The organism is Salmonella sp. SAL04214 (genome assembly GCF_046550615.1).
Classification (GTDB): Bacteria; Pseudomonadota; Gammaproteobacteria; order Enterobacterales; family Enterobacteriaceae; genus Salmonella; species Salmonella enterica.
In genome coordinates this window covers 66,253-89,945 of record NZ_JBGDXT010000014.1, presented here as the reverse complement: position 1 = coordinate 89,945, position 23,693 = coordinate 66,253, and the positions used below count along the sequence as shown (strand labels likewise).

22 protein-coding genes are annotated in these 23,693 nt (G+C 51.5%); 11 read left to right on the top strand and 11 right to left on the bottom strand.

The window, feature by feature from the left end:
- The first annotated feature begins 601 nt into the window (after positions 1-601).
- The 3 genes from ACLJQD_RS20370 (at position 602) to ACLJQD_RS20360 (ending at position 6,434) form a co-directional block, all read left to right on the top strand.
- Positions 602-2,437 (top strand): ATP-binding protein, encoded by a 1,836-nt coding sequence (locus tag ACLJQD_RS20370; RefSeq protein WP_043856157.1) that lies wholly within the window; start codon positions 602-604, stop codon positions 2,435-2,437.
- Positions 2,438-2,439: 2 nt separating this feature from the next.
- A complete protein-coding gene (locus ACLJQD_RS20365) occupies positions 2,440-4,749 on the top strand; it encodes a hypothetical protein (RefSeq protein WP_017441893.1) in 2,310 nt (769 codons plus the stop codon).
- A gap of 584 nt (positions 4,750-5,333) precedes the next feature.
- Positions 5,334-6,434 (top strand): YiiG family protein, encoded by a 1,101-nt coding sequence (locus ACLJQD_RS20360; RefSeq protein ID WP_001651170.1) that lies wholly within the window; start codon positions 5,334-5,336, stop codon positions 6,432-6,434.
- Between the two features lie 355 nt (positions 6,435-6,789).
- Here ACLJQD_RS20360 and ACLJQD_RS20355 read toward each other — a convergent pair whose 3' ends face one another.
- Together ACLJQD_RS20355 and ACLJQD_RS20350 are read right to left on the bottom strand one after the other, a co-directional pair.
- Positions 6,790-7,113 carry an AzlD domain-containing protein gene (locus ACLJQD_RS20355; RefSeq protein WP_000527677.1) on the bottom strand — a complete coding sequence of 108 codons (324 nt, stop codon included), beginning with the start codon at positions 7,111-7,113 and terminating at the stop codon, positions 6,790-6,792.
- A complete protein-coding gene (locus ACLJQD_RS20350; RefSeq protein WP_000683586.1) occupies positions 7,113-7,772 on the bottom strand; it encodes an AzlC family ABC transporter permease in 660 nt (219 codons plus the stop codon). Before ACLJQD_RS20350 ends, ACLJQD_RS20355 begins: the two co-directional genes overlap by 1 nt.
- Before the next feature lie 100 nt (positions 7,773-7,872).
- Here ACLJQD_RS20350 and ACLJQD_RS20345 point away from each other — a divergent pair, with 100 nt between their 5' ends.
- On the top strand, positions 7,873-8,421 hold the full coding sequence (locus ACLJQD_RS20345; protein WP_001517951.1) for a helix-turn-helix domain-containing protein: 549 nt from the start codon (positions 7,873-7,875) through the stop codon (positions 8,419-8,421).
- 88 nt (positions 8,422-8,509) lie between these two features.
- Here the strand turns inward: ACLJQD_RS20345 and rhaM are convergent, their stop codons facing one another.
- From rhaM to rhaB, 5 genes are all read right to left on the bottom strand, one after another.
- Complete coding sequence (gene rhaM / locus ACLJQD_RS20340) at positions 8,510-8,824, bottom strand: L-rhamnose mutarotase (protein ID WP_000619478.1); 315 nt, start codon at positions 8,822-8,824, stop codon at positions 8,510-8,512.
- Positions 8,821-9,969 carry a lactaldehyde reductase gene (gene fucO, locus ACLJQD_RS20335; RefSeq protein ID WP_017441891.1) on the bottom strand — a complete coding sequence of 383 codons (1,149 nt, stop codon included), beginning with the start codon at positions 9,967-9,969 and terminating at the stop codon, positions 8,821-8,823. The genes rhaM and fucO overlap by 4 nt, the downstream gene beginning before the upstream one ends.
- Before the next feature lie 126 nt (positions 9,970-10,095).
- Positions 10,096-10,923, bottom strand: a complete 828-nt coding sequence (gene rhaD / locus ACLJQD_RS20330) for a rhamnulose-1-phosphate aldolase (RefSeq protein ID WP_001179685.1) — start codon at positions 10,921-10,923, stop codon at positions 10,096-10,098.
- Between the two features lie 142 nt (positions 10,924-11,065).
- A complete protein-coding gene (gene rhaA, locus ACLJQD_RS20325) occupies positions 11,066-12,325 on the bottom strand; it encodes an L-rhamnose isomerase (RefSeq protein WP_000211468.1) in 1,260 nt (419 codons plus the stop codon).
- Positions 12,322-13,791: a rhamnulokinase gene (gene rhaB, locus ACLJQD_RS20320; RefSeq protein WP_017441890.1), complete on the bottom strand. Its 1,470-nt coding sequence runs from the start codon at positions 13,789-13,791 to the stop codon at positions 12,322-12,324. The genes rhaA and rhaB overlap by 4 nt, the downstream gene beginning before the upstream one ends.
- A 287-nt stretch (positions 13,792-14,078) precedes the next feature.
- Here rhaB and rhaS point away from each other — a divergent pair, with 287 nt between their 5' ends.
- Positions 14,079-14,915, top strand: coding sequence for an HTH-type transcriptional activator RhaS (gene rhaS, locus ACLJQD_RS20315; protein WP_000217112.1), 837 nt, complete (start codon positions 14,079-14,081; stop codon positions 14,913-14,915).
- Between the two features lie 152 nt (positions 14,916-15,067).
- Positions 15,068-15,916, top strand: a complete 849-nt coding sequence (gene rhaR, locus ACLJQD_RS20310) for an HTH-type transcriptional activator RhaR (protein WP_000013296.1) — start codon at positions 15,068-15,070, stop codon at positions 15,914-15,916.
- On the opposite strand, the gene rhaT is transcribed toward rhaR, so the two are convergent.
- Positions 15,913-16,947, bottom strand: a complete 1,035-nt coding sequence (rhaT, locus tag ACLJQD_RS20305; RefSeq protein WP_000063541.1) for an L-rhamnose/proton symporter RhaT — start codon at positions 16,945-16,947, stop codon at positions 15,913-15,915. The genes rhaR and rhaT overlap by 4 nt on opposite strands.
- Before the next feature lie 618 nt (positions 16,948-17,565).
- Here rhaT and ACLJQD_RS20300 point away from each other — a divergent pair.
- Positions 17,566-18,249 carry an oligogalacturonate-specific porin KdgM family protein gene (locus ACLJQD_RS20300; protein WP_072103494.1) on the top strand — a complete coding sequence of 228 codons (684 nt, stop codon included), beginning with the start codon at positions 17,566-17,568 and terminating at the stop codon, positions 18,247-18,249.
- Positions 18,250-18,406: 157 nt separating this feature from the next.
- Here ACLJQD_RS20300 and ACLJQD_RS20295 read toward each other — a convergent pair whose 3' ends face one another.
- From ACLJQD_RS20295 to ACLJQD_RS20285, 3 genes are read right to left on the bottom strand one after another with little or no spacing between them, the layout of a single operon-like run.
- Positions 18,407-19,714 carry a TRAP transporter large permease gene (locus ACLJQD_RS20295; protein ID WP_017441887.1) on the bottom strand — a complete coding sequence of 436 codons (1,308 nt, stop codon included), beginning with the start codon at positions 19,712-19,714 and terminating at the stop codon, positions 18,407-18,409.
- Complete coding sequence (locus ACLJQD_RS20290) at positions 19,707-20,222, bottom strand: TRAP transporter small permease (protein WP_001091413.1); 516 nt, start codon at positions 20,220-20,222, stop codon at positions 19,707-19,709. Before ACLJQD_RS20290 ends, ACLJQD_RS20295 begins: the two co-directional genes overlap by 8 nt.
- Positions 20,223-20,240: 18 nt before the next feature.
- Positions 20,241-21,224 carry a TRAP transporter substrate-binding protein gene (locus ACLJQD_RS20285; RefSeq protein WP_000812816.1) on the bottom strand — a complete coding sequence of 328 codons (984 nt, stop codon included), beginning with the start codon at positions 21,222-21,224 and terminating at the stop codon, positions 20,241-20,243.
- 328 nt (positions 21,225-21,552) lie between these two features.
- Here ACLJQD_RS20285 and sodA point away from each other — a divergent pair, with 328 nt between their 5' ends.
- The 4 genes from sodA (at position 21,553) to ACLJQD_RS20265 (ending at position 23,663) form a co-directional block, all read left to right on the top strand.
- Positions 21,553-22,173, top strand: a complete 621-nt coding sequence (gene sodA, locus ACLJQD_RS20280) for a superoxide dismutase [Mn] (RefSeq protein ID WP_000122632.1) — start codon at positions 21,553-21,555, stop codon at positions 22,171-22,173.
- A gap of 69 nt (positions 22,174-22,242) precedes the next feature.
- A complete protein-coding gene (gene yiiM / locus ACLJQD_RS20275; protein ID WP_000559225.1) occupies positions 22,243-22,932 on the top strand; it encodes a 6-hydroxyaminopurine reductase in 690 nt (229 codons plus the stop codon).
- An 11-nt stretch (positions 22,933-22,943) separates the two neighbouring features.
- Complete coding sequence (locus tag ACLJQD_RS20270; RefSeq protein ID WP_017441886.1) at positions 22,944-23,339, top strand: nuclear transport factor 2 family protein; 396 nt, start codon at positions 22,944-22,946, stop codon at positions 23,337-23,339.
- 120 nt (positions 23,340-23,459) lie between these two features.
- Positions 23,460-23,663 carry a hypothetical protein gene (locus tag ACLJQD_RS20265; protein ID WP_000338671.1) on the top strand — a complete coding sequence of 68 codons (204 nt, stop codon included), beginning with the start codon at positions 23,460-23,462 and terminating at the stop codon, positions 23,661-23,663.
- The last annotated feature ends 30 nt before the right edge of the window (positions 23,664-23,693 follow it).

Below are 23,693 nucleotides of genomic sequence, written 5' to 3'. Positions count from 1 at the left end.
TAAACGTCTGATGGTCCGTTAACCTCGTAAATAGAACGGAATGTACCAGCGACTAAAAAACATTAAATATTATTTGGTTATTTTGGCAATGTCAGCATTTCCGCACGGCTTGGTTAATGTACGATTTTATTTTTTATTGAAATTTGTTAATGATATTCATGTGATTTATATTGTTTATTTTTTTTGAAAATATAATTATGTTGAATAAGTTACAATAATTTTTACATTATTAATACAATCGTTAATATCGTAACTATTCTCGATTATGTATATACTCATTGCGCCTCGTCATGATGCTTTAGCATCATGACGGTAACATTAATTATTTGTCCGATTTTTACATATACACGAAATCATTCAAGTTGCATCAAGGCAGCAAGGGAATGAATCCCCTGGAGCGTACATAAGTACGTGACTGGGGTGAATGAGCGCAGCCAACGCAGAGGCAGCTTGAAGGATGAAATGTATAGCCAAGAAACAATCATCGTATCAATAATGAATATGAGCTGGATGCGATGATTGCGTGTTAAACCGAAAACTACGCACCGACTGTAAAAATAAAACTTTTCAACAGCAGGTGATGGATTATGAGTGTTGAAAAATGAGTGCATTGCAGCTATCCGACAGTTCTTTTTCTACTGAAGTCAATTTAAATGGATTAATAGAAGTTCTCAGTAAGCATCTTTATTCAACGCCCGTTGTTGCGATAAGGGAGCTGGTGCAGAACGGGCACGATGCGATTGTCCGCAGACGAATCGAACAGCCCGATGCCCCGCAGGATAACCACATCCGCGTTGTGGCGGATGTGGCAAAATCGACTATAACGATATCTGACACCGGCGCGGGCCTGACGGAAAGCGAAATTCATGGCTTTCTGGCGACCGTCGGGGTGGGCTATACCCGGATGCTGCGCCAGCAGGATGATGACACAGGGTTAATCGGCATGTTCGGGCTGGGCTTTTTGTCGGCGTTTGTGCTGGCGAAAGATGTCACCGTGCTGACCACGTCCTGGCAAACGCCGGACCAGGGCTGGAAATATCACTCTGTTGATGGGCAGCGCTATACCGTTACGCCTTCTGACGCCGTCGCGCCGGGAACCCAGGTGATCCTGACGCTGAAAGAAGAATACAGCCATCTTGCCAGTAATAATCTGCTTAATCGCGTACTCTCAAGGTACTGCATTTTGTTGCATGAGCCAGTTTTTGTCGGCGATGCGACCGAACCGGTAAATAAACTCCAGCCGCCCTGGCGCGAATCGACGCCGGAAGGCGTGACGATGCACCGTGCGTTGGTCCAGCGTAAAAACCTCGCGTTCGCGGCGCAGTTTGAATCGTCCTTCGAACCTATCTGCACCCTGCCGGTGGTTCCGCAGGGGGGCAGCGATGCCGTGGGCATTCTGTGGATTCAGGACGGCGCGACTTACGGCACCAGCGACAACCGTAATCTGTCCCTCTTTTTACGCGGAATGCTGCTTGATGACGAAGCGCGTGAACTCCTGCCGCCGTGGGCGGGGTTTATTGGCGGCGTGATTGAATCGTCGAAACTCACGCCGACGGCAAGCCGGGAAGATTTGCAGCGGGACGAAACCTGGGTTGCGGTACAGGAGGCATTGAAAGAAGCGCTGATTACCGGTTTGTCGGATCTCGCGCAAAACCAGCCGGAGATATGGCGACGCGTTTTAATGCGTCATAACGAAGCGCTGCTGGGCGCGGCGCTGTGTGACGATCGTCTTTTTGATCTGCTGAAGGATCGGTTGCAGGTGCCCACGTCGAAAGGCGCGGTGCTGGCGAAGGAACTCCGCATTAATAACAGCATCCATATTTTGTTGGGCGCTGATGGCGGCTTTGAAGAGATGCTATTCCATATTCTGCAACGGCCCGTCGCCAGAGGCGATCGCTATGCTGTGGTCCCGTTTTTACGACGCTGGGCGCTGTTATACCATTGTCGGATTATTGAAGTCGGCACGCAAAGCGGCAACGAGCAACTCTTTACGCTCGCCGATTTACCGGCGGAACAGGTCGATTATCTGGAAGCGCATTTATGCGACGGCGAGCAATTAATTATCTCCCGCTTTGACCCGGATGTTTTGCCGCTGGTGGTGACCCTCGATCGTGAAGCCGAATTAAAACAAATCCTTGAACAGGACGATGCGGACAAGCGAATGAGTACCGCCGCATTAATGCTGGCGCGCCAGTTTACTTCGCAGATTAAACAAACCAAAACCTCCAGCTTATATCTTAATTTAAATAACGCCTGCGTCAAACAATTAGTTACGGCATTGCAAAATCATCAGCAACCGGTGGCGGCGCTGCGGTTATTAAAATCCCTGAAAGTTATTTTATGTAGTAATGGGAATAAAGAACAGCAATGGGATTTGCATCAGGCACTGGAAGATTTCACGCAGATTATCCCCTCATTAATTAAGCAAGGAATGTAAGAATGGATACATGGGAGTGGTACAACAACTACAGTAAAGAGTTGCGGGATGCCGGGCAGGGATATATTCCCCAGATAATTGATGACTTTTCTGAAGGCGCGCTAAATTTACAACTGGAAAAGTGTGATGCGCTGTTGCCAGAAATGAAAGCCCTGAATCAGGTCGCCAAAAATCCGTGGCTGGAGATATTTATCGGGCACTGGGAGATGCGTCACCGCCTGACGAATTATAGCGAAGGCGAAAAAGTCTTGCCTGACGTTGTCGCCCTGTTTGAAAAAGCGCACCGGGAAGAAGCGAAAGATTGTCCGCAATCCATCTGCGTCACCCAGGATTTATCCGCCTGCTATGAAAACATAGATGGCCCTGGCTGGGCGGCAGAGCGAATGGCGGTCTGCGAAGAGACGATTGCGCGCATCGACCCCACCTGGAACTGTTTTCAGTGTTTGTCCACGGAATATGCCAGCGCCCTGATGGACACCCATCGGCACGAAGAAGCGTTAGCGTATGTGGATAAACAGATTGCGGCAGTGAAGGATTCGGGAGAGGAATACGTTGAGGCATTGCTCTCGACGCGAGTCGATATCCTGATCGCGCTGCAGCGCTATGAAGAGGCGCGTGAGCTGGTTGAACATTTGATCGACGAAAATGACTACTGGGGGCGCGATCGCATTGGTTATCCGCTGAAAAAGCTGTACATCATGGCGCTGAGCGGCGGGCAGGACGAGGAGGTCTGGGAAGCGTTACCCGCCTGGTCGGACCTTACGCCTTACTCCTGGAATCTGTGGCTGGATATTTTGATTGTGTTGCTTCCCCGTTATCCGGAACGTAACCACTGGCGGCTGGCGAGAATTTTCCAGCACATGCTGGAACACTATTCTAAGGTGGGGGCGCACCGTAAATTGGTGGATTTGGCGAAAATGCAGATTAACCTGGCGCTGGATCGTGAATCCGTCTGGGTCGCGAAGCAGGCGTTTAAACTTGCCCAGCGGCATATGCCAAAACTGCGCGCCCTGTTGGGCGTTGACCGGGAGTATCTGGAACTCAGCGAGAAAATTGCCGCCAAAGAAGCAGAACTGTCGGCGCGCCCCGCTATGCCACAAACTGAAAGTACGGCGGAAGACGCAGAGGCCGATCCCGAAAAAGATGTTGAAGAGTTCCGCCGCGCCTTTATGCAGTCACCTGAGGATGCGGAGTTACTTGGCCGACTGGTCAATGCGCTGAACGCCTGTTACGCGCGGGACGAGTCGATCGCGCTTTTGCGCCATTATGTTGAAAACCATCTGCAAGAGGACAACGGCCTTCCTTTTGATCTGCTGGACCTGCTGTTGGCGAAAGGCGAGCTGGAGGAGATTGAACAACTGGCCCGGCAGTATGACGCATCCGGGCAGGAGCATATGGCGCTGTGGTTCCGTGCGCGGGTTCTCGGCTCGCAGGAAGACTGGGCGCAGCTGGAAGCGACAGGGCAAAAACTGCTGCAAACTAAAATTGGCGGCGAGTGGATTGGCGCTTACCGGATGTGCGCGTGGGCGGCGCAAAAACAGGAAGCCTACGACAGGCAACTGGAATATTTACAGCAGCTACTGGCACTGCTCACACGGCGCGAAGAAGATCCCCGCAACACCCAGTGGGATATGATGGCGGCGGCCAGCATTTTGCAGAAATGGGATATCGTGCGCAGGCTTGCGGCGGAGCTGGAGATTGAACTCACCGAAGGCGAAGGTTTTATCGATGAAAACTGGGGGCTAATAAACCTGCGTTTCCGCGAAGATTACGAATACCGATACTATTTCGCCCAGCGCATTGGGCCGGTGACGGCAAGAGTGGTCGAACCCACTTATCGTACTGATTACCCGCAGCATGTCGGTGAAATCGTAGTCTTTGACGCCGAGCGGCTGAATACGCCGCCGGAAGACGAAGAAGAGCGGAAGAACTTCACGCCTTTATATGCCAGCCTGAAAACGGTGATCCCAACGGAGTACGGCGAATCCTGGTTTTGCGACGGCGTTATGCCGGAAGAAGCGCAGTACGACGCTTTCCGCGAGGCTATCAGGGAGCTGGGGTGGTATTACTGGAGCAGTAGCCCGGATGATTACACCTTAACCGATAGCCATCAGGGCGACGATGCGACTCCTCTCCCTGGATTTTACTTTGTTATCAGCGCGCCGCAGTCGGTAACGAAGGCGGATATCGATAAAACGCTGACGCGTTTGACCGCCGACTGGGAGCATCCGCTATGCTGGTGGCGGCTGGCGCAGGCCGCAGGCGTAAATGAAGAGAAACACCGCGCCATTGCTGAACGGTACGGGATGTAACCTGCGGGGCTATATTCCCCGAATACTGTCAGAAATAGTGGAATTTGTTGAAATTAGCGTTGTTTGTAGGCCGGATAAGGCGCAAGCGCCGCCATCCGGCAAAACTCAGGCAAGGCTTGTCAATCATCTGAGACAGCGGGAAATGCTCCCGCTGTCTGTTGTGATGACAAACTCAGTACCTGATGGAGCGCAGCTTTAAGGTTTGCGAGATCGTTTTACAACATGTTGATATTGCGGACTTTGTAGACAGGGTGGCGCGAAGCGAAACCCAACATTCAACATCCGCCACCGTAGGCGCTGGGCGAGAGTTGGGTCTCGGCAAGTCTTACTGTAAATAGACCCGTTTTAGTTCTATGCATTTTTTGAGATCCGGCCAGATTAGTGATAACAAATTCTCTTTCATTAGAGTAACCTATAAATAACATTATTGAAATTTACAGATTCATTTTAATGAAGAAAATAGGTATGTGATTTATTCAACACGAAAAATACTTAATCCATATTTCATTATAATTAACATTATCAATATCAATGTGTTCGTTAAAATAAGAGAACCCCAACGTAAATATACAGAAGGCAATTAAATGAAAAGGAATTTATTATCCTCAGCGATAATCATTGCGCTAATGACCCTGGGCGCAACAGGATGTGATGACAATAATGTTAAAACCGAGGCGACGCCGGCCGCCAGCAGCCAGCCTGCGACGCCAGCGCCTTCTCAGACGCCGGAAACGCAATCTGACGAAAGTCCAGCGCAGCCCTCAGCAGCGAAGCCAGAAACGGCAACTCAGCCCCCGGCGGCGAAGCCAGAAACGCCAGCTCAGCCGGAGGTTGACGCTGAAGAAGTTTATAGTGAAAAAATGGATGTCTATATCGATTGTTTTAATAAACTTCAATTGCCCGTTCAGCGCAGTCTGGCGCGTTACGCGGATTGGGTGAAAGACTTTAAAAAAGGTCCGACAGGGAAAGAGAGCCTGGTTTATGGCATTTATGGTATTACGGAGTCTTACATAACGAATTGCCAGAAAGAGATGAAACAGGTGGCCGCCTTAACGCCATTACTTGAGCCTATTGATGGTGTTGCCGTTAGCTATATTGATAGCGCCGCCGCGCTGGGTAATACCATTAACGAAATGGAAAAATATTATACCCAGGAAAACTATAAAGATGATGCCTTTGCTAAAGGTAAGGCGCTGCATCAGACATTACTGAAGAATATCGAGGATTTTAAACCCGTCTCGGAAAAATATCATGAGGCTATTCAGGAAATAAATGACAGGCGGCAATTGACACAGTTGAAGAGAATAGAAGAAGCGGAAGGTAAAACATTTAACTATTATTCTCTGGCTGTCATGATTTCGGCAAAGCAGATCAACAAGGTTATTTCTGCCGATACCTTTGATGCCGAAGCGATGATGAAAAAAGTCGCGGAACTGGAAACAATGATTGCGCAATTGAAAGAAGTGAATACTGATGGCCGTAATTCTTCTTTCATCAGCTCTGCGGCTGATTATCAGCTACAAGCTAAAAAATATATTCGTCGCATCAGAGACAATGTTGAGTATTCTGATTTTGAAAAGAAACGGGTGCAGGACCCTGCAACAGGATGGATGGTTGCGGATTCTTATCCGGCGTCGTTGAGAAGTTATAACGAGATGGTGGATGATTATAACCGCCTGCGTTGAGTGACGGCACATTAACTGAGCGCAGGCTGGCGCAAGTGCCTATAAAATTACGCTATAACGCCAATAAAAAGCGCCGATCAGGCGCTTTTTTCGTTTATGTATTCTTCATCAGGCAATATCCGTAAAAATAGCTGACGTAAACATTAACTAAAGAGAGCTATTAGAAAAACCAGTAATCTGAAGCTATCACAAGATGTTGACGTCACGCTGGAAGGTACTGGTAGTGTCATTGAGGATCGGCATTTATATGGAAAGCATTTATCCCGCCTGATGCGAAAATTCTGAGCCACTTCAGTATAGGGCGGCCCAGCCTTCATCACTTATAGGGTGTCACGTCCAACTGTTCTGTAAGACGTTAATTAATACCCGCCATTCGTAATAACGCGGTCACCACTGCGGCGGCGATAATCACCACAATAAGCGGCATTTTACGCCAGGCTAAAAATACGGCGAAGCCAACCCCAAGAACGCGCGCCATTCCAGCAAAATGTTCGCCTTCGTAAAAGGTGGTCGCCAGCGCGACGGAGAATAGCAGCACCGTTGCCGCATCCGAGAGCAGCGCCTGTGAACGCTCAGACAGCGCCAGACGGCTGCCAAGTTTCGCGCCGCCGAGGCGCATCAAATAGGTTCCCGCAGACAAAAGAGCAATACCGATAATAAATAGCGTCATATTGCCCATTATTTTTTCCTCGCCAGTAGGCCAAGCAGCGAAAGCAACACCGGCAATCCGGCAGCCACAAAGGGAACGGCGGCAAGCGACAGCGCGGCGCCGCTGCAACCACGAATCAATGTGGTGCGGTTTTTAAACGCCGGGATCACCAGCGCCAGTAAGATTGCCGGGAATACGGCATCCAGACCGATGGTTTCTGGGGCAGGGAGCAGTTTGCCGACACCTGCGCCAATCAGTGTGCCAATCGGCCAGAATAGGGCGACGCCCAGACCGCATAGCCAGTAGGCGGCTTTACGTTGTTCGGGTGTTTTTTGCGACAGGCCGAACACCACGCTCTCATCATTCATGATATGGCAGCCGAAAAAGCTGGCGGCGCGGGTGCCAACCAAATCACGCACCGTTACGCCAAACGGCACGTGGCGCGCATTCACCAGTAGTCCTGCCGCCGCCGCCGCTAACGGATTGCCGCCGCTGGCAACAATGCCGATAAACATAAATTCGGACGCGCCCGCCAGCACAAAAATAGAGAGGACAAACGGCACCCACAGAGGGAAACCGTAGGCCATCGCCAGTGAGCCATAGGACATGCCGACGACGCCCACGGCCAGGCACACTAAAAATATCGCTTTTATCGTGTCTCCCTTGAGACAGGAAAAATAGTGTTTCATCTTCTTTAGTCATATCGAACGAATTTTCATTATAATGAACGGAACAGATTTGCTTTACAAGACGAACATTTCGTTCGTTATAGTGAACGTTGGATGCTTTATGACACAACCTATTAGCGTCATTGCCAGAAGCCTGGTACGCGAACGCCAGCGAACCGGACTGTCGCTGGCGGAGATTGCGCGGCGCGCAGGCATCGCTAAATCTACGCTTTCACAACTGGAAGCAGGGAACGGCAACCCCAGCCTGGAGACGTTATGGTCGCTATGCGTCGCGCTCGACATTCCCTTTGCCAGGCTGCTGGAGCCGCAGGTACAAAAAACGCAGGTGATTCGCCGCGGAGAGGGCACCAAAGTCGTGGCGGAGCAGGCGCATTATCAGGCGATATTACTGGCGGCGTGTCCGCCCGGCGCGCGGCGTGATATCTATTTGCTGTTGACGCAGCCGGGGGCCGACCGGATCTCTCACCCGCATCCGCCGGGGTCGGTGGAACATATTATTGTGACGCAGGGAAAAGCCCTTGTCGGCTTAACCGAGGCGCCGGAAGAGCTGGCGGAGGGCGATTACATTTGTTATCCCGGCGACCAGGCGCATATCTTTAAAGCGCTGGAACCGGATACTCAGGCTATCCTGGTAGCGGAGCAGAATTGAAATTGCCGGATGGCGGCGTAACCGCCTTATCCGGCCGACAAAAAATAAAACCGTAGGCCCGGTAAGCTTGCGCCACCGGGCACACGACTTACTGCAGATAGAACACCTCTTTTAGCTCTGCGCTGACCGGGCTGTTATCCGGATTCGCGGGCATAACGTCACGCATATGTTTCCACCAACGCTGGCAAACGTCGGTGCTGGCAACGGCGTTCCAGCGCTCCTCGGATTCAATCTCAACGGTGGCGAACAGCAGATTGCGCTCCTGATCGAGATAAATCGCGTAGTGATGCGCGCCGTGAGATTTTAATACGGCTTCCAGCTCCGGCCAGATTGGGTTATGACGACGCTGATACTCCTCGTGCGCGTCGGCATTTACCTGCATCACAAAGGCTTTGCGGATCATAACGCCTCCAGGTACAGCTCGCGAACTTCATCGCGGCTGGCGGTGCGCGGGTTACACGGTGCGCACGGGTCGGCGAGGGCTTTATCCAGCCAGCCTTCGATATCTTCTTTTGTGACGCCCAACGTGCTGAAACCTTCTGGAATGCCGACGCGTTTGCTCAGCGTACGGATAGCGTTAATCGCTTCCTGACTTGCGGCTTCGTCAGACATACCGCGCGTCTCCACGCCCATCGCCTGTGCGATGCGGGCAAAACGCGCGACGGCGTTCGGACGGTTAAAGTTCTCGACAATTGGCAGCAGGATAGCGTTGCAGACGCCGTGCGGCAGGTTGTGAGTTGCGCCCGGCTGGTGCGCCAGCGCGTGAACCAGCCCCAAACCAGCGCTGTTGAACGCCATACCCGCCAGGTACTGGCCGAATGCCATTTGCTCACGGGCTTCGAGGTTATGGCCATCGTCAACCGCTTTCGGTAGCCACACATTGATTAAGCGAATCGCTTCCAGCGCGTTAGCGTCGGTGAGCGGATGCGCGCCAACGGAGACATAGGCTTCCACCGCATGGGTCAGGGCATCCATGCCGGTTGCGGCGGTCACAGACGCCGGGATTTCCAGCATGACGCTGGCGTCATCCACGGCAATATCCGGGATGATATTCGGGTCGATGATCACCTCTTTGACCTTACGGACAGAGTCGATAATCACCGCGTTGCTGGTCATCTCTGCCGCGGTACCTGCCGTAGTGTTAATCGCTACCAGCGGTACGCCGGCGTTTTTCACTTTGCCGACGCCGGAGTAGGCGGTAGATGGACCTGGGTTGGCGGTGAGGATTTTCACCGCTTTTGCGGTATCGATCGGGCTGCCGCCGCCGAAGGCGATAATGTAGTCACATTCTGCGGTCTGATACGCCGCAAAACCTTTCTGCACCAGCTCTTCTGTCGGATTTGGGAACACCTCATCAAACAGGTGGTAAGACATTTGATGTTCATCCAGTGCGCTAAACAGGCTATCCAGCAGGCCCAGCTTTACCAGTTGACCATCGGTAACGATCAGCGCTTTGCCCCATTGCTTATTCGCCACGAGGTTCACCATATCGGCAATCGCTCCAGCGCCATGCAGGCTAATTTTTGGCAGTGCCAACATAAAGCTCATCACTATTCTCCTTAAAAAAATTCCCTGTTGCCCGATGGCGCTACGCTTATCGGGCCTACGGTAAAATGCGCACCGTCCTGTAGGCCGGATAAGGCAAAGCCGCATCCGGCGTTGAGTTGGGAGGTATCAGTACAGCGCTACGGCGCTGGCCAGCGGTGTCACGCCAAAACGTTTGCCGAGTGCGACCAGTTCTTCGCGCGTGATGGTCTGCTTCATACCGCCCATCGAATAGATTTTGACTAATACCTCAGCGGATTTCTCTGCGGTATCTATCAAACCGAAGGTTTCATCCAGCGTAGGTCCGCTTCCGAACACGCCGTGGAACGGCCACAGCACCAGCGAATGTTTCTGCATTTCTTGCGCGGTGGCCTGGCCGATTTCATCGGTGCCTGGCACCATCCACGGCAGAATGCCGACACCGTCCGGGAATACCACCAGACATTCGGTGCTGCCTTCCCACAGTTTGCGGGTGATCAGCGCAGTGTTGTTTTCCAGTACGTAGGTGAGGGCGATCAGGTTAGTCGCATGGCAATGCATAATGACGCGGTCTTTGCCGTGGGTGGCTTTGATGCGTTCGCAGTGGGAAAGGAAATGCGCCGGGAGTTCAGAGGTGGGTACCGCGTCGTGGGTTAAGCCCCACAGAATGTGGTAGCCTGCGCCGTCGCTGTCGATTTTGACCACGCCTAAATTGGCTGCCGGATCGAGCTGCACGTTGCGGAAGAATTTGCCGGAACCGGTAACGATAAACGGCGTATTCGCCAGCAGCGGCATGGGTTGACTTAGCGCGATATAGCGTGGTTTTTCGTGGAAATTAGCCGCAAAAGGCGCGATATCGGCTTCATCCAGACGCAGCGTCAGGTTACCGCCATTACGTTCGTCCCACCCTTTCAGCCACGCATCAGACGTGGCTTTAATCATGCCCTGGACGAACCAGGAATCGGTAATATTTTGCATGTTCGTGTTCCCATTTATTGCCCGAAGGTTATTCGGGTCTTACGTAGGCCGGATAAGCGCAGCGCCATCCGGCAATCGTGTTTCATTTATTGCCGGATGGTGACGCGGGCGTCTTATCCGGCCTACAGATCAGGTGTCGCTGTCAGCTACGTTTGCTCAGGATCTCTTTTTCGTAGGCGCGAACGCTGTCCAGCCACTGGCTGCCAGCCGGCGTGTCGTGACGCTGGCAATACATTTCCCAGACGGCCTGCCACGGCAGAGATTTCTGCTCTTCCAGCAGCGCCAGACGCGCGGTGTAATCGCCGCTGGCCTCAAGCTGACGCAGTTGATCTGTGGGTTCCAGCAGAGCGCGCAGCAGCGCTTTTTTCATGTTGCGGGTACCGATAACCCACGCGGCGACACGGTTGATAGAGGCATCGAAGAAATCCAGACCGATATGCACACGGTCGAACAAGTTATGACGGACGATCTCGCTGGCAATTGCCTGGGTTTCATCGTCCAGGAGCACCACGTGGTCGCTATCCCAGCGTACCGGGCGGCTGACGTGCAGCAGCAGCCGTGGCACGTAGAGCATGGCGGCGGAAATTTTGTCGGAAATCACTTCAGTGGGATGGAAGTGGCCCGCATCCAGACACAGCGCGGTCTGACGGCTGGTGGCGTAGCCCATGTAGAACTCATTGGAGCCGACGGTGTAGCTTTCCGCGCCGATGCCAAACAGTTTGCTTTCGACGGCGTCGATGTGGTGCGCCGGGTCGAATTTCTCGCTAATGACCTCATCCAGCGCTTCCAGCAGGCGCTGACGCGGGGCCAAACGGTCGACGGTAATGTCTTTCATGCCGTCCGGAATCCAGATGTTCATCACCGACGGCGTACCGAGCTGCTCACCAAAGTATGCCGAGACGCGGCGGCTGGCTTTGCAGTGATCGATCCAGAACTGGCGAATTTTCGCGTCTGGATGAGAGAGGGTAAAACCGTCAGCGCTCAGTGGATGAGAAAAACAGGTGGGGTTGAAATCCAGCCCCAGCCGGTTCGCTTTCGCCCACTCCACCCAGTTTTTAAAATGCTCCGGTTTGATCTGGTCGCGAGCAACCGGCGTATCCGACTCAAGATAAATGGCGTGCAGGTTCAGCCGTTTTGGTCCTGGGATCAGACGCAGCGCCTGTTCCAGATCGGCGCGCAGTTCGGTGGCGTTACGCGCTTTGCCAGGATAGTTGCCGGTCGACTGAATTCCGCCCGTCAACGAACCTTCCGGGTTCTCGAATCCGGCAACATCGTCGCCCTGCCAGCAGTGCATGGAAACCGGCAGGCGATCGAGCTGGCGCAGCGCCTCCTCGACATCAATACCTACTGCGGCGAAACGTTGTTTTGCCAGTTCCCAGGCTTGTTCCAGTTGAGTGGTCATGCGCAAAGCTCCTTTGTCTGTCGTTTGGGTTGAAACTGCGCAACGTGGCGGGCAATTTCACTATCAGGATTAGGGATATAGGTTGTCAGGTCGTAGTTAGCGCTGACGACCTGACGGAAGTCATCGACGTTGTTTAATTCGTCGAGGGTCATAAGCTGAATACCAATATTGCCAAGGGTGGAGGCTTCAACCGGCCCGGCCATCACGCGAATACCACATGCATCGGCGCACAACTGGTTGAGTAGCGCGTTTTGGCATCCGCCGCCGACAATATGCAGTTGGGTAAATTTTTCGCCGCGCAGATTTGCCAGTTCGTGCAGAATGTCGGCATACAACAGCGCCAGACTGTCGAAAATGCAGCGCGCCAGTTCGGCATCGCTGACGGGAACGGGCTGGTCGGTCTCGCGACAGGCGGCCTGGATTTCAGCGCGCATATCGTCAGGATTGATAAAGCGATCGTCATTCGGGTTAATCAGGAAACGGCAGGCCGGCAGCGCTTCTGTTTGGGCGATAAGCGCAGGCAGATCGGTAATGCGCCGTTCTTTCAGCACACGCTGGAGCAGCCACAAACCCATAATGTTTTTCAGTACCCGATAACGCCCTTCCGCGCCGCCTTCGTTGGTGATATTGGCAGCCAGCGCCTCGTCAGTGGTGTAGGGCATTTTGCTTTCAAAACCCATCAATGACCAGGTGCCTGAAGACAGGTAAGCGCTATGTTTATTTGCCAGCGGAGAGGCAATAACGGCGCTGGCGGTATCGTGGCTGGCGACGGCTACCACCGGAATACGGTTGCCCTGCGGGCAAATCCAGTCGCCGATAACATTGCCAGGGTGCGAGGGGCGACCGAACCAGCTCTTTTTCGCGCCAGTCCACGCCAGCAGGGTCTCGTCCCAGTCATCGGTATTGATATTGACCAACTGGGTGGTCGTGGCGTTGGTGTATTCCCAGTTCATTTCACCGGTCAGGCGGTAGCTGAAATAATCGGGCATCAGCAGCGCATGAGCGACCTGCGCCGTTAACTCAGGCTGTTGTTTCGTTAGCGCGCGTAGCTGATAGATGGTGTTAAACGGCAGAAACTGAATCCCGCTGCGGCGATAGATTTCGCTTTTGCCGATCTGGACCAGCGCTTGCGGCATGATGCCCGTGGTACGGTTATCGCGGTAGGAGACCGGCAGGCCGACACGCTGACCTTGTTTATCCAGCAGGACATAATCGACGCCCCAGGTGTCGATGCCGATGCTGTCGATAAGAATGCCTTCATTGCAGACTTTCTTCAGACCAAGACGGATATCCTTTTCCAGACTGTCGATGTCCCAGGTGTCAAACCCGTCTGTTTTTTGTAGGCAGTTCACAAAACGGTGAATTTCACGTAGCGTCAGGGTACGGTGTTTGCTGTCGTAACGCGCCAGCATCACGCGCCCGCTGGATGCGCCGAGATCAACCGCGACACAATGGCGAAAAGTCATAATCAGGTCCTTCTTAGAGTCATTGCGCACAGTCTAAAAAAGCCCTCAAAGACCTACCTTCTCGTTACTGACAGGAAAATGAGCCGCTGGCAACAAGGCAAAGATGAACGTGATAGCGTTCACAGTTTCTACTAATAGGCCGGTGTGATGTCGTCCGCATTTCCCGCTTTTTCCCGCCTTTTCTTGAAAAAAAGACCATGTTTGCGCGCTTTAGCGTCAAAAATTTAAGGTGAGGCCGATAGCCCTTAATTACTATTCGGACATGTTGAATTCAGGAGGAAGCAACCATGACCGTACTGCATAGCGTGGATTTTTTTCCATCAGGTAAAGCGCCCGTGGCGATTGAACCCCGTCTGCCGCAAGCCGCTTTCCCTGAACATCATCATGATTTTCATGAAATCGTGATTGTGGAACACGGTACGGGCATTCATGTATTCAACGGGCAGCCGTATACCATCAGCGGCGGTACCGTGTGTTTTGTTCGCGATCACGACCGGCATTTATATGAACATACCGACAACCTATGCCTGACGAATGTACTGTGGCGTTCGCCGGACGCTTTCCAATTCCTGGCGGGGCTGGATCAATTGCTGCCGCAGGAGCAGGATGGTTACTATCCTTCGCACTGGCGGGTGAATCAGAGTGTGTTGCAGCAGGTGCGCCAGTTGGTCGGTCTGATGGAGCGCGCCGGAGACGGCATGGATGCGCCTGCCGTGGCGAATCGCGAAATTTTGTTTATGCAACTACTGGTGTTGTTACGCCGCAGTAGCCTGATGGAAGGCGCGACCAATAACGACGCCAAACTCAACCAACTGATGGCATGGCTGGAAGACCATTTTGCGGAGGAGGTCTGCTGGGAGGCGGTAGCTGAACAGTTTTCGCTGTCGCTACGCACGCTGCATCGTCAGCTTAAACAGCATACCGGGCTGACGCCGCAACGTTACCTTAATCGCCTGCGTTTGATCAAAGCCCGGCATTTATTACGCCATAGCGATCATAGCGTGACAGAAATCGCGTACCGCTGCGGTTTTGGCGACAGTAACCACTTTTCGACTCTGTTTCGCCGAGAATTTAACTGGTCGCCGCGGGATATCCGTCAGGGACGCGATGCGATAATCCAGTAACGCGAACGCTATCAACGTTTTCGTCGCCAATATGCTGATAATTATACCCTTTAATACCGGATGGCGGCTGCGCCTTACCTGGCCTACGGCGGCGAGCGGTAGACAGAATAAGCGTAGCGCCATCCGGCAAGCATTCAACATGAGGTGCTGCGGTGGCAAATCAGTTAATCCTTTTGAAAAAAGATTTTTTTACTGATGAGCAGCAGGCCGTTACGGTTGCCGATCGCTATCCACAGGATGTTTTTGCGGAACATACGCATGAGTTTTGTGAACTGGTGATGGTCTGGCGGGGCAATGGCCTACACGTTCTTAATGAGCGCCCATACAGAATTACCCGCGGCGATCTGTTTTACATTCGTGCTGAAGACAAACACTCCTATACCTCCGTTAACGATCTGGTGCTGCAAAATATCATTTACTGCCCGGAGCGTTTGAAACTCAATGTAAACTGGCAGGCGATGATTCCCGGCTTTCAGGGAGCGCAGTGGTATCCTCACTGGCGGCTGGGCAGTATGGGAATGAATCAGGCGCGGCAGGTCATTAACCAGCTTGAACATGAGAGTAATGGGCGCGATCCGCTGGCGAATGAGATGGCGGAATTGCTGTTTGGTCAACTGGTGATGACGTTAAAACGGCATCGCTACGCGACCGACGATCTTCCGGCAACCTCCAGAGAAACCCTGTTGGATAAATTAATTACCGCTTTGGCTAATAGCCTTGAGCGTCCCTTTGCGCTGGATGCGTTTTGCCAGCAGGAACAATGCAGCGAACGGGTGCTGCGGCAGCAGTTTCGCGCCCAAACCGGGATGACGATTAATCAATATTTACGCCAGGTCCGTATTTGCCACGCGCAGTATCTGCTTCAGCATAGCCCGCTGATGATTAGCGAGATTTCGATGCAGTGCGGTTTTGAAGATAGTAATTATTTTTCAGTGGTGTTCACGCGGGAAACCGGGATGACGCCGAGCCAATGGCGTCATCTCAGTAATCAAAGCGATTAACTGGCCATGCCTAAACCGACAATATTCGCCGCGATAATAATTACCACGCAGCCGAGGCTTAATACGGCAACGGGACGGCGGCCAGCATTTTTCCACTCTTTTAGCACCAGACCGACAAGCCCCCCGCACAGCACATAGAAGCTCATGTGCAGCATCCAGCTCATGTAGTCATATTGCGCGGGAATGCGCGCGTGACCCCAGGCATAAAAAAAGAACTGTAAATACCACATCAGACCGCCAAGCGCGGACAGCAGAATATTGCTGATAATCAACGGTCTTGCCAGCGAGAAGTCGGCTTTTATCGACAGATTTTGCACTTTTGCCAGGCGGATAAAACAGAAACCGAGGTTCACCAGCGCGCCGCCGCCCATAATCACCACGTAACTCGGCAGCGCGACATAGAGCGGGTCAACGCCAAGCGCGGCAGCAGCTTCATGCATCGGTTTCGCGGCGTTCATGGCAAAAGACATCCCCGCCGAGAAAATACCGCACATCACTGCCAGCAGAAGCCCTTTCTTCAGATTGAACTCCTCCGCTTTAATGCCCATTTTGCGTTCTTTTAACTGTCCGGCGCGCGTCACAATCCCGACGCCGATCAGCGCGACAAAAACGCCAAGTAGCGTCATGCGTCCCCCTTCGGTATGGATTAACACATCGAAGTTACCGTTGATGATAGGCGTCATCAGCGTGCCGACGATAAGCGTAATGCCGATAGCGATGCCGATACCCATCGACATCCCGAGATAACGCATGGTCAGACCGTAGTTAATATTGCCGATGCCCCACATGGCGCCGAACAGAAAAACCGGTAAAAGGGTGGAGAGGTTAAACTGTCCATAATAGGCCCAGAAATCAGGCAGTAACAGAGCGCTAATTGTCCACGGCAGAATAAGCCAGGAGACGATGCCGCCCACTGACCACATGGTTTCCCATGACCACTGTTTCACTTGCTTGAACGGAGCATAGAAGCAGGCTGCACTGGCCGCCCCTATCAAATGCCAGAAAATACCCATCGTAATCGCGTTACTCATGACATGTTCCTCATTATTTTTTATGGACGGGATACCCCTTCCGTTTGCATGAGTTTAAAAATTACGCAGCCCGGTAACCTTATAACGATTGCCGCCGTTGGGTGTATTCTGGCAATCAGCACGTTAATGAAGTGATTAACTTCACGTTTTAAAAAAGTCGGAGCGCATCGTGACCGTCTGGATGTTATTTAAATCAGTGGGTAATATTTGTTTTCTAAAATACCTTCATCATAACGACACGAAACGACTTAGCTGGCAACAATGCAAAGAAAACGCTGCGTGAGATCACATAATGGGCATAGTCTGACTTACCGTTTGATAAAAGGGTAGTTATACAGTAATTATTTAGTTGTTTTATTTGTATTTACAATTTAAATATATTGAAATTAACGTTAGGAATCAATGAAATATAAATATAAGGAAATTCCTATATTGGCGTTGTTGATGGTGTTTTGATTTTTATTTTATATGACGAATATGAGTTTCATTTATTTTATTTTGCTTTTTGAACATTATCCCAATTTTAAATTAAAGATCTTTGTCTATATTGTCGCCATTCACATTGCGTATTATGGTTGTAATGGTCTGACATGAAACAACGTTTTAATTTTAAATTAAATGGATTCTGTTATGAGAAAATCTCTTTTCTTACTATTACCTCTTGTTGTAACAAATGCGCATGCAGTATATGTCGATGTTCGTCATGAATATCTTGATGATAGTAAAGCTAACTATGACCGTGCTTATATTTCTCATCGGTTTGCGAATGGTGTTGGTTTTGCGATAGAAGCTATCTCAAAATCAGGCGGGGATGACACCAATAAAGCGTTTAATGACCTGGAAACACAGGGCAACGAATATACGATAAGCTACCAATTTAAAACCGGTGATGTCGCCTGGCAACCGGGTTTCGTGCTGGAAACAGGCAACGGTTACTCTACCTATAAGCCTTACTTCCGCGCGACGTGGACATTAAATGAAAGCTGGTGGGTTGGTGCGCGCTATCGTTTTGAATATGTACGCCGTTCTTCTGATATCCGTGATGATGATACCATCAATCGTATGGATGTCTGGGCGGGTTATAAATGGAACAACTTTGACTGGACAATCGAAGGAATTTATAAGAAAGCTGATAAATATGATCTTTACGATGGCGGCAAAGATAACTATGAATATAACTTCAGAACTGCCTATGTTATTGATCAATGGTCGCCATTCGTTGAGGTAGGTAATGTTTCCGTCAATAGCAACAGCGATGAAAGACAAACCCGTTTCCGCGTGGGTATAGGCTACACATTCTAATCATTATCCCTGTTTATTATTTATTCCCTTTTCCGGCTACTTTATAGGTAGCCGGTTTTTTTTACCTGGTGATGACCTGCGGATAATTATTATCGTGCGTTGGCCGGATAAGACGCGAATCGCCATCCGGCAACGAGATGTGCAGGAAATTATGCGCTTACATGATGCCCAGTAGACGGGGTAAGAACAGTGTGATTTCCGGAATGTAGGTAATTAATAACAGAACGCCGATAATCGCGCCGTAAAAAGGCAGCAACGGTTTAATCACTTCCTCAACTTTGACCTTACCGACGCTCGCCCCGACATATAAACCACTGCCAACTGGCGGCGTAATGGTGCCAATCGCCAGGTTATAGATCATGATAATGCCGAAATGCACCGGATCGACGCCCAGTTTAGCCATGATCGGCAGCAGAATCGGGGTAAAAATCAGAATGGCCGGACCGATATCCATAAATGCGCCGGTAATCAACAAAAAGACGGTAATGACTAACAGGATAACCAGTTTATTGGCGGAAATACCGAGGATCATATCGCTCAGCGCCGCAGGAATATTGGTGATCGACATCGAGAAGGACATCGCCGAAGAGGTTGCCAGCAGGAACATGATGACCCCGGTCATTACCACTGTCTGGAGCAAAATAGAAGGCAAATCCTTAATTTTCAGCGTGCGGTAAAACACCATCGTCAGCAATAACGTATACACCACAGCAATCGCGGAGGCTTCAATGGCGGTGAAAATCCCCTGCACAATGCCGCCGACAATAATCACGATCAGCAGCAGGCTGGGAATGGCCTCAACGGCAACTTTTAGCGCCATGCCTTTTTGGACGGTGAAGAAAACCCGATAATTTCGACGCTTAGCGACCACCAGCGTGACCAGCATACAGCCAACGCCCCACAGCACTCCCGCGACCAGACCGCCGGCGAACAGAGCGGCAATCGATGTTCCCCCGCTTGCCAGCGCGTAAAGGATAAAAGCCGTGGTGGGCGGAATTAACATTCCCGTCGGCGCGGAGGCGATATTCACCGCGGCCGCAAAGCCGCGATCGTAACCTTCGCGCGCGCTCATCGGCACCATCACGCCGCCGATAGAGGTTGAGGCGGCAATTGCCGATCCGGAAATTGCACCGAACATCATATTGCCGACGATGTTGGTGTAAGAGAGCGAGCCGGGCAGTTTGCCAGTAAACAGTTTGGCAAAATTGACCAGTCGGGCGGCAATTCCCCCGCTATTCATGATCACCCCGGACAAAACGAAGAACGGCACGGCCAGCAAGGCAAAACTGTCCAGGCTGGAGAACATTTTTTGCGCGGTGGCGAACATCGAAATATCGAAAGGCAGTACCAGCATCATGGTGCTGAAAGAGGCGATAACGATGCAGATCCCGATAGGCGCGCCCATGGCCAGTAAAACAACAAAGACGGCAATTAGCGTACAGGACGCAAAAATAGGGTCAATCATGTGATTTCTCCAGAGTGTGCTCAGTGGTATCCGTGGCGGAATGGATAGCTTTCAGGGCGTCAACGATATTCAGCAGCCCATAGAGGATGATCAGTACGCCCGCGCAGGGGAGCGCGTAATAAATTTTTCCCATCGGAATGCCCAGCGCAGGGGAGATTTGCAGCATAGAAATCGCAGAAATCTTTAAGCCGCCGATAATCAATACCCAAATGGAAAACGCGATAAAAATGACCTGCAGAATAATATCCCACCAGCCGCGAATCGTCGGCGACACCTTATCCAGTAAGAGAGTCAGGCTGATATGCTGTTTCTGACCAGCGACAAAAGCCATGCCCAGCATTGATACCCACACCAGGAGAAATCGCAGCATCTCTTCGGTAAGGGTGCTGGGAACGCCCAGAATGTAGCGGCTCACCACCTGCCAGCAGGCGATGCCCACCATTATCGCCAGCACCAGGCAACAGATAGCGCCCAGCAATAAATCAAGTCCTTTTCTGAATGTGTTCATCTTAATTTCCTGATTAGATTAATTTTTTGCTGTCTGGATACGTTGATACAGCCCGTAAAGCCGCGGTTTGTTTTTCAGACCGTCGTAAATAGGCTGTACTGCCTTCTGGAAGGGTTTTTTGTCGATCTCGTAGAATTCAACGTTGAAATCTTTTACCGCCGCCAGCCTGGTTTTCTCTATTTCCTTGTCCCATGCGGCTTTCTCAAATTCGATCGACGCCTTGATGGCGGCTTCGACGATGCGCTGCTGTTCCGGCGTCAGCTTTTCCAGCGTGAGGGTACTCATTAGCAGGATATCGGGAATGCGGGTGTGCATATCGTAGGTGTAATAACGGGCGACTTCGCCGTGGCGGGCGATGGTGAGAGCGAACTCATTGTTTTCCGCGCCGTCGAGAATGCCTTGTTGTAACGAGGTATAGACCTCCGCCTGACTCATGGCGATGGGCGAAGCGCCCAGCAGTTTGAGAGTTTGGATCGCCGTCTCACTCTGCATGACGCGGATCTTCTTCCCGCGTAAATCCTCAATGCGTTTAACCGGCGCTTTGCTCATATAAAAATTACGCGCGCCGGAATCATACCAGCCTACGCCGACAAACCCCTGTGCGGCGGTGGACTGATAAACAGGCTCCATCACCTGTGGGTTATCCATTACGCGGTAGTATTCATCGACGGTGGCAAACAGGTAGGGAAGTGAGAACACGCCGTACTCAGGCGAAAAACTCTCCATCAGCCCGGACGACACTTTAGTGATATCGACGACGCCGACCTGCGTCAACTCCACCAGTTCGCGCTCGCCGCCAAGCTGTCCGTCCGGGAAGTACTGTACTTTGATATCGCCGCCCGTTTTCTCTTCAACTTGCTGCCCCAGGAAGTGCAACGCATCTTTTACCGGCTGGCTATTTTCAGCGTAGGCCAGGCGCAAAATGGTTTCGCCGTGGGAGAAGAAAGAGAGTGTGGAGAGTAAGGCCAACGTAGCCAGACGTATAAAACCAGGTTGCTTCATAATTCCCTCGCAATTGTAATAATTTACCGGGAATGTAATTGCATGGTGAAATTATAACCTTCTTGATTTTGCCACCGCTGACAAAAATTGGCACCAAAAGAAAGATTTTGAAACCCTGTTTCACATTTCATGATTTCCAGGAATTCATCAACAGGCGGTTTCGGTTGGAGGCGTAAAAAACGATTTTTTTCAGCGGATGCCGTAACGTTTATAACCCTGGAAAAAGTACGGCATTGATAATCATTTTCAATATCATTTAATTAACTATAATGAACCAACTGCTTACGCGGCGTTAACACTGTGCCGCTCGACAATAATGGAGATGATTATGAGTTATACACTGCCATCCCTGCCGTACGCTTATGATGCACTGGAACCGCACTTCGATAAGCAGACGATGGAGATTCACCACACCAAACACCATCAAACCTATGTCAACAACGCTAACGCGGCGCTGGAAAACCTGCCTGAGTTTGCTGACCTGCCGGTTGAAGAACTGATTACTAAACTGGATCAGGTGCCAGCGGACAAAAAAACCGTGCTGCGTAACAACGCGGGCGGCCACGCTAACCACAGCCTGTTCTGGAAAGGGCTGAAAAAAGGCACCACTCTGCAGGGCGATCTGAAAGCGGCTATCGAGCGTGACTTCGGTTCCGTTGACAACTTCAAAGCTGAATTCGAAAAAGCAGCAGCAACCCGTTTCGGCTCCGGCTGGGCGTGGCTGGTGCTGAAAGGCGACAAACTGGCTGTGGTTTCTACCGCAAACCAGGATTCCCCGCTGATGGGTGAAGCCATTTCCGGCGCTTCCGGCTTCCCGATCCTGGGTCTGGACGTGTGGGAACACGCTTACTACCTGAAATTCCAGAACCGCCGCCCGGACTACATCAAAGAGTTCTGGAACGTGGTGAACTGGGACGAAGCAGCAGCGCGTTTCGCCGCTAAAAAATAATTTGCATTGCACGTCTGTAGAAGCGAGTCTGATGACTCGCTTTTTTTGTATCCGCGTAAGGAGCAGCAGATGCATTATCCGGTTGACGTGTTTATTGGCAAAATTCGTGACTATGACGGCAGCCGCCCGAGCGCTATCGCCAAGGTGCAAATCGACGGCGAACTTATGCTGACCGAGCTGGGTCTGGCAGGCGATCAGCAGGCCGAAAAGAAAATCCACGGCGGCCCCGACCGCGCGCTATGCCATTACCCCCGCGAACACTATGCTGATTGGATTCGCCAGTTCCCCGAGCAGGCGACGCTGTTTTGCGCCCCGGCGTTTGGCGAGAATCTGTCGACGGACGGAATGACCGAACACAACGTGTTTATTGGCGACATCTACCGCTGGGGCGAGGCGTTGATCCAGGTCACTCAGCCGCGCTCTCCATGCTTTAAACTTAATTTCCACTTTGCCATCAGCGACATGGCCCTCCTTATGCAGAACAGCGGAAAAACCGGCTGGCTGTATCGGGTCATTGCGCCAGGTAAGGTCTCCAGCGATGCGCCGCTGGAACTGGCGTCGCGTCTGAGCGATGTCTCGGTTCATGAAGCGGGTGTTATCGCCTGGTCTATGCCGTTTGATGACGAACAATATCACCGGCTGTTGAGCGCCGCCGGGCTGTCGGCGAGCTGGAGCCGCACCATGCAGAAGCGTCGTTTGAGCGGCAAAATTGAAGATAGCGCCAGACGACTGTGGGGTGATAAAACTCCGCCAAAATGAAAGGAAGGGTTATGACTGAAGCTGAAAATGCGGTGGCGATCGTAAAAGAATTTTTGGTGGCCTCGATGATTCCCGATGCTGAACGCGCCGCAACGTATATGCACCCGGAGGTGAAAATTACCTTCACCGGAGGCCGGGCGATGGCGGGCGCGGCAGATATCGCGCAGTTTAACGGCGCTCGCTACAAGTGGGTGAAGAAGGCGCTGGGCGAGTTTGATGCGGTGCAGCATGATGATTACGTTGTGATTTATTCCAACGGTACGTTGTATGGCGAATGGCCCGACGGTCGCCCGTTTGTCGGTAATCGCTTTATCGACCGCTTCGAAGTGCGCGATGGCAAAATTACCCGGATGGACGTGTGGAATGACAGCGCCGAGTGGATTTTAGCGCCGGAAATCTCCCGATAGCGCGGTACGTAGGCCGGATAAGCGTAGCGCCGTCAGGCAGTCAGGTGTACATTGCCGGATGACGGCATTTGCTTTATTCCGCTGGTAACCTATTAATTATTCACAAAAGATATGTAAATTATGGACGCACATATTCTCGAGGCTTGTACGGAAGAAGTTAAGCACATCTTATTCGAAGAGTATCACCTCAAATCTATTGAGGAGCTTTGGGAGCGGTCTCTGGATGAGGATTTTTTAGCTGAGTTGTATCAACAGTTTAAGTTCATAACGGAAAAGTATGGCGTGAATGGTGATGAATTGGACAGCATCCTCGATACGCTTTAAATGGTTAAGGCTCGGTAAGAGAAAGTATTA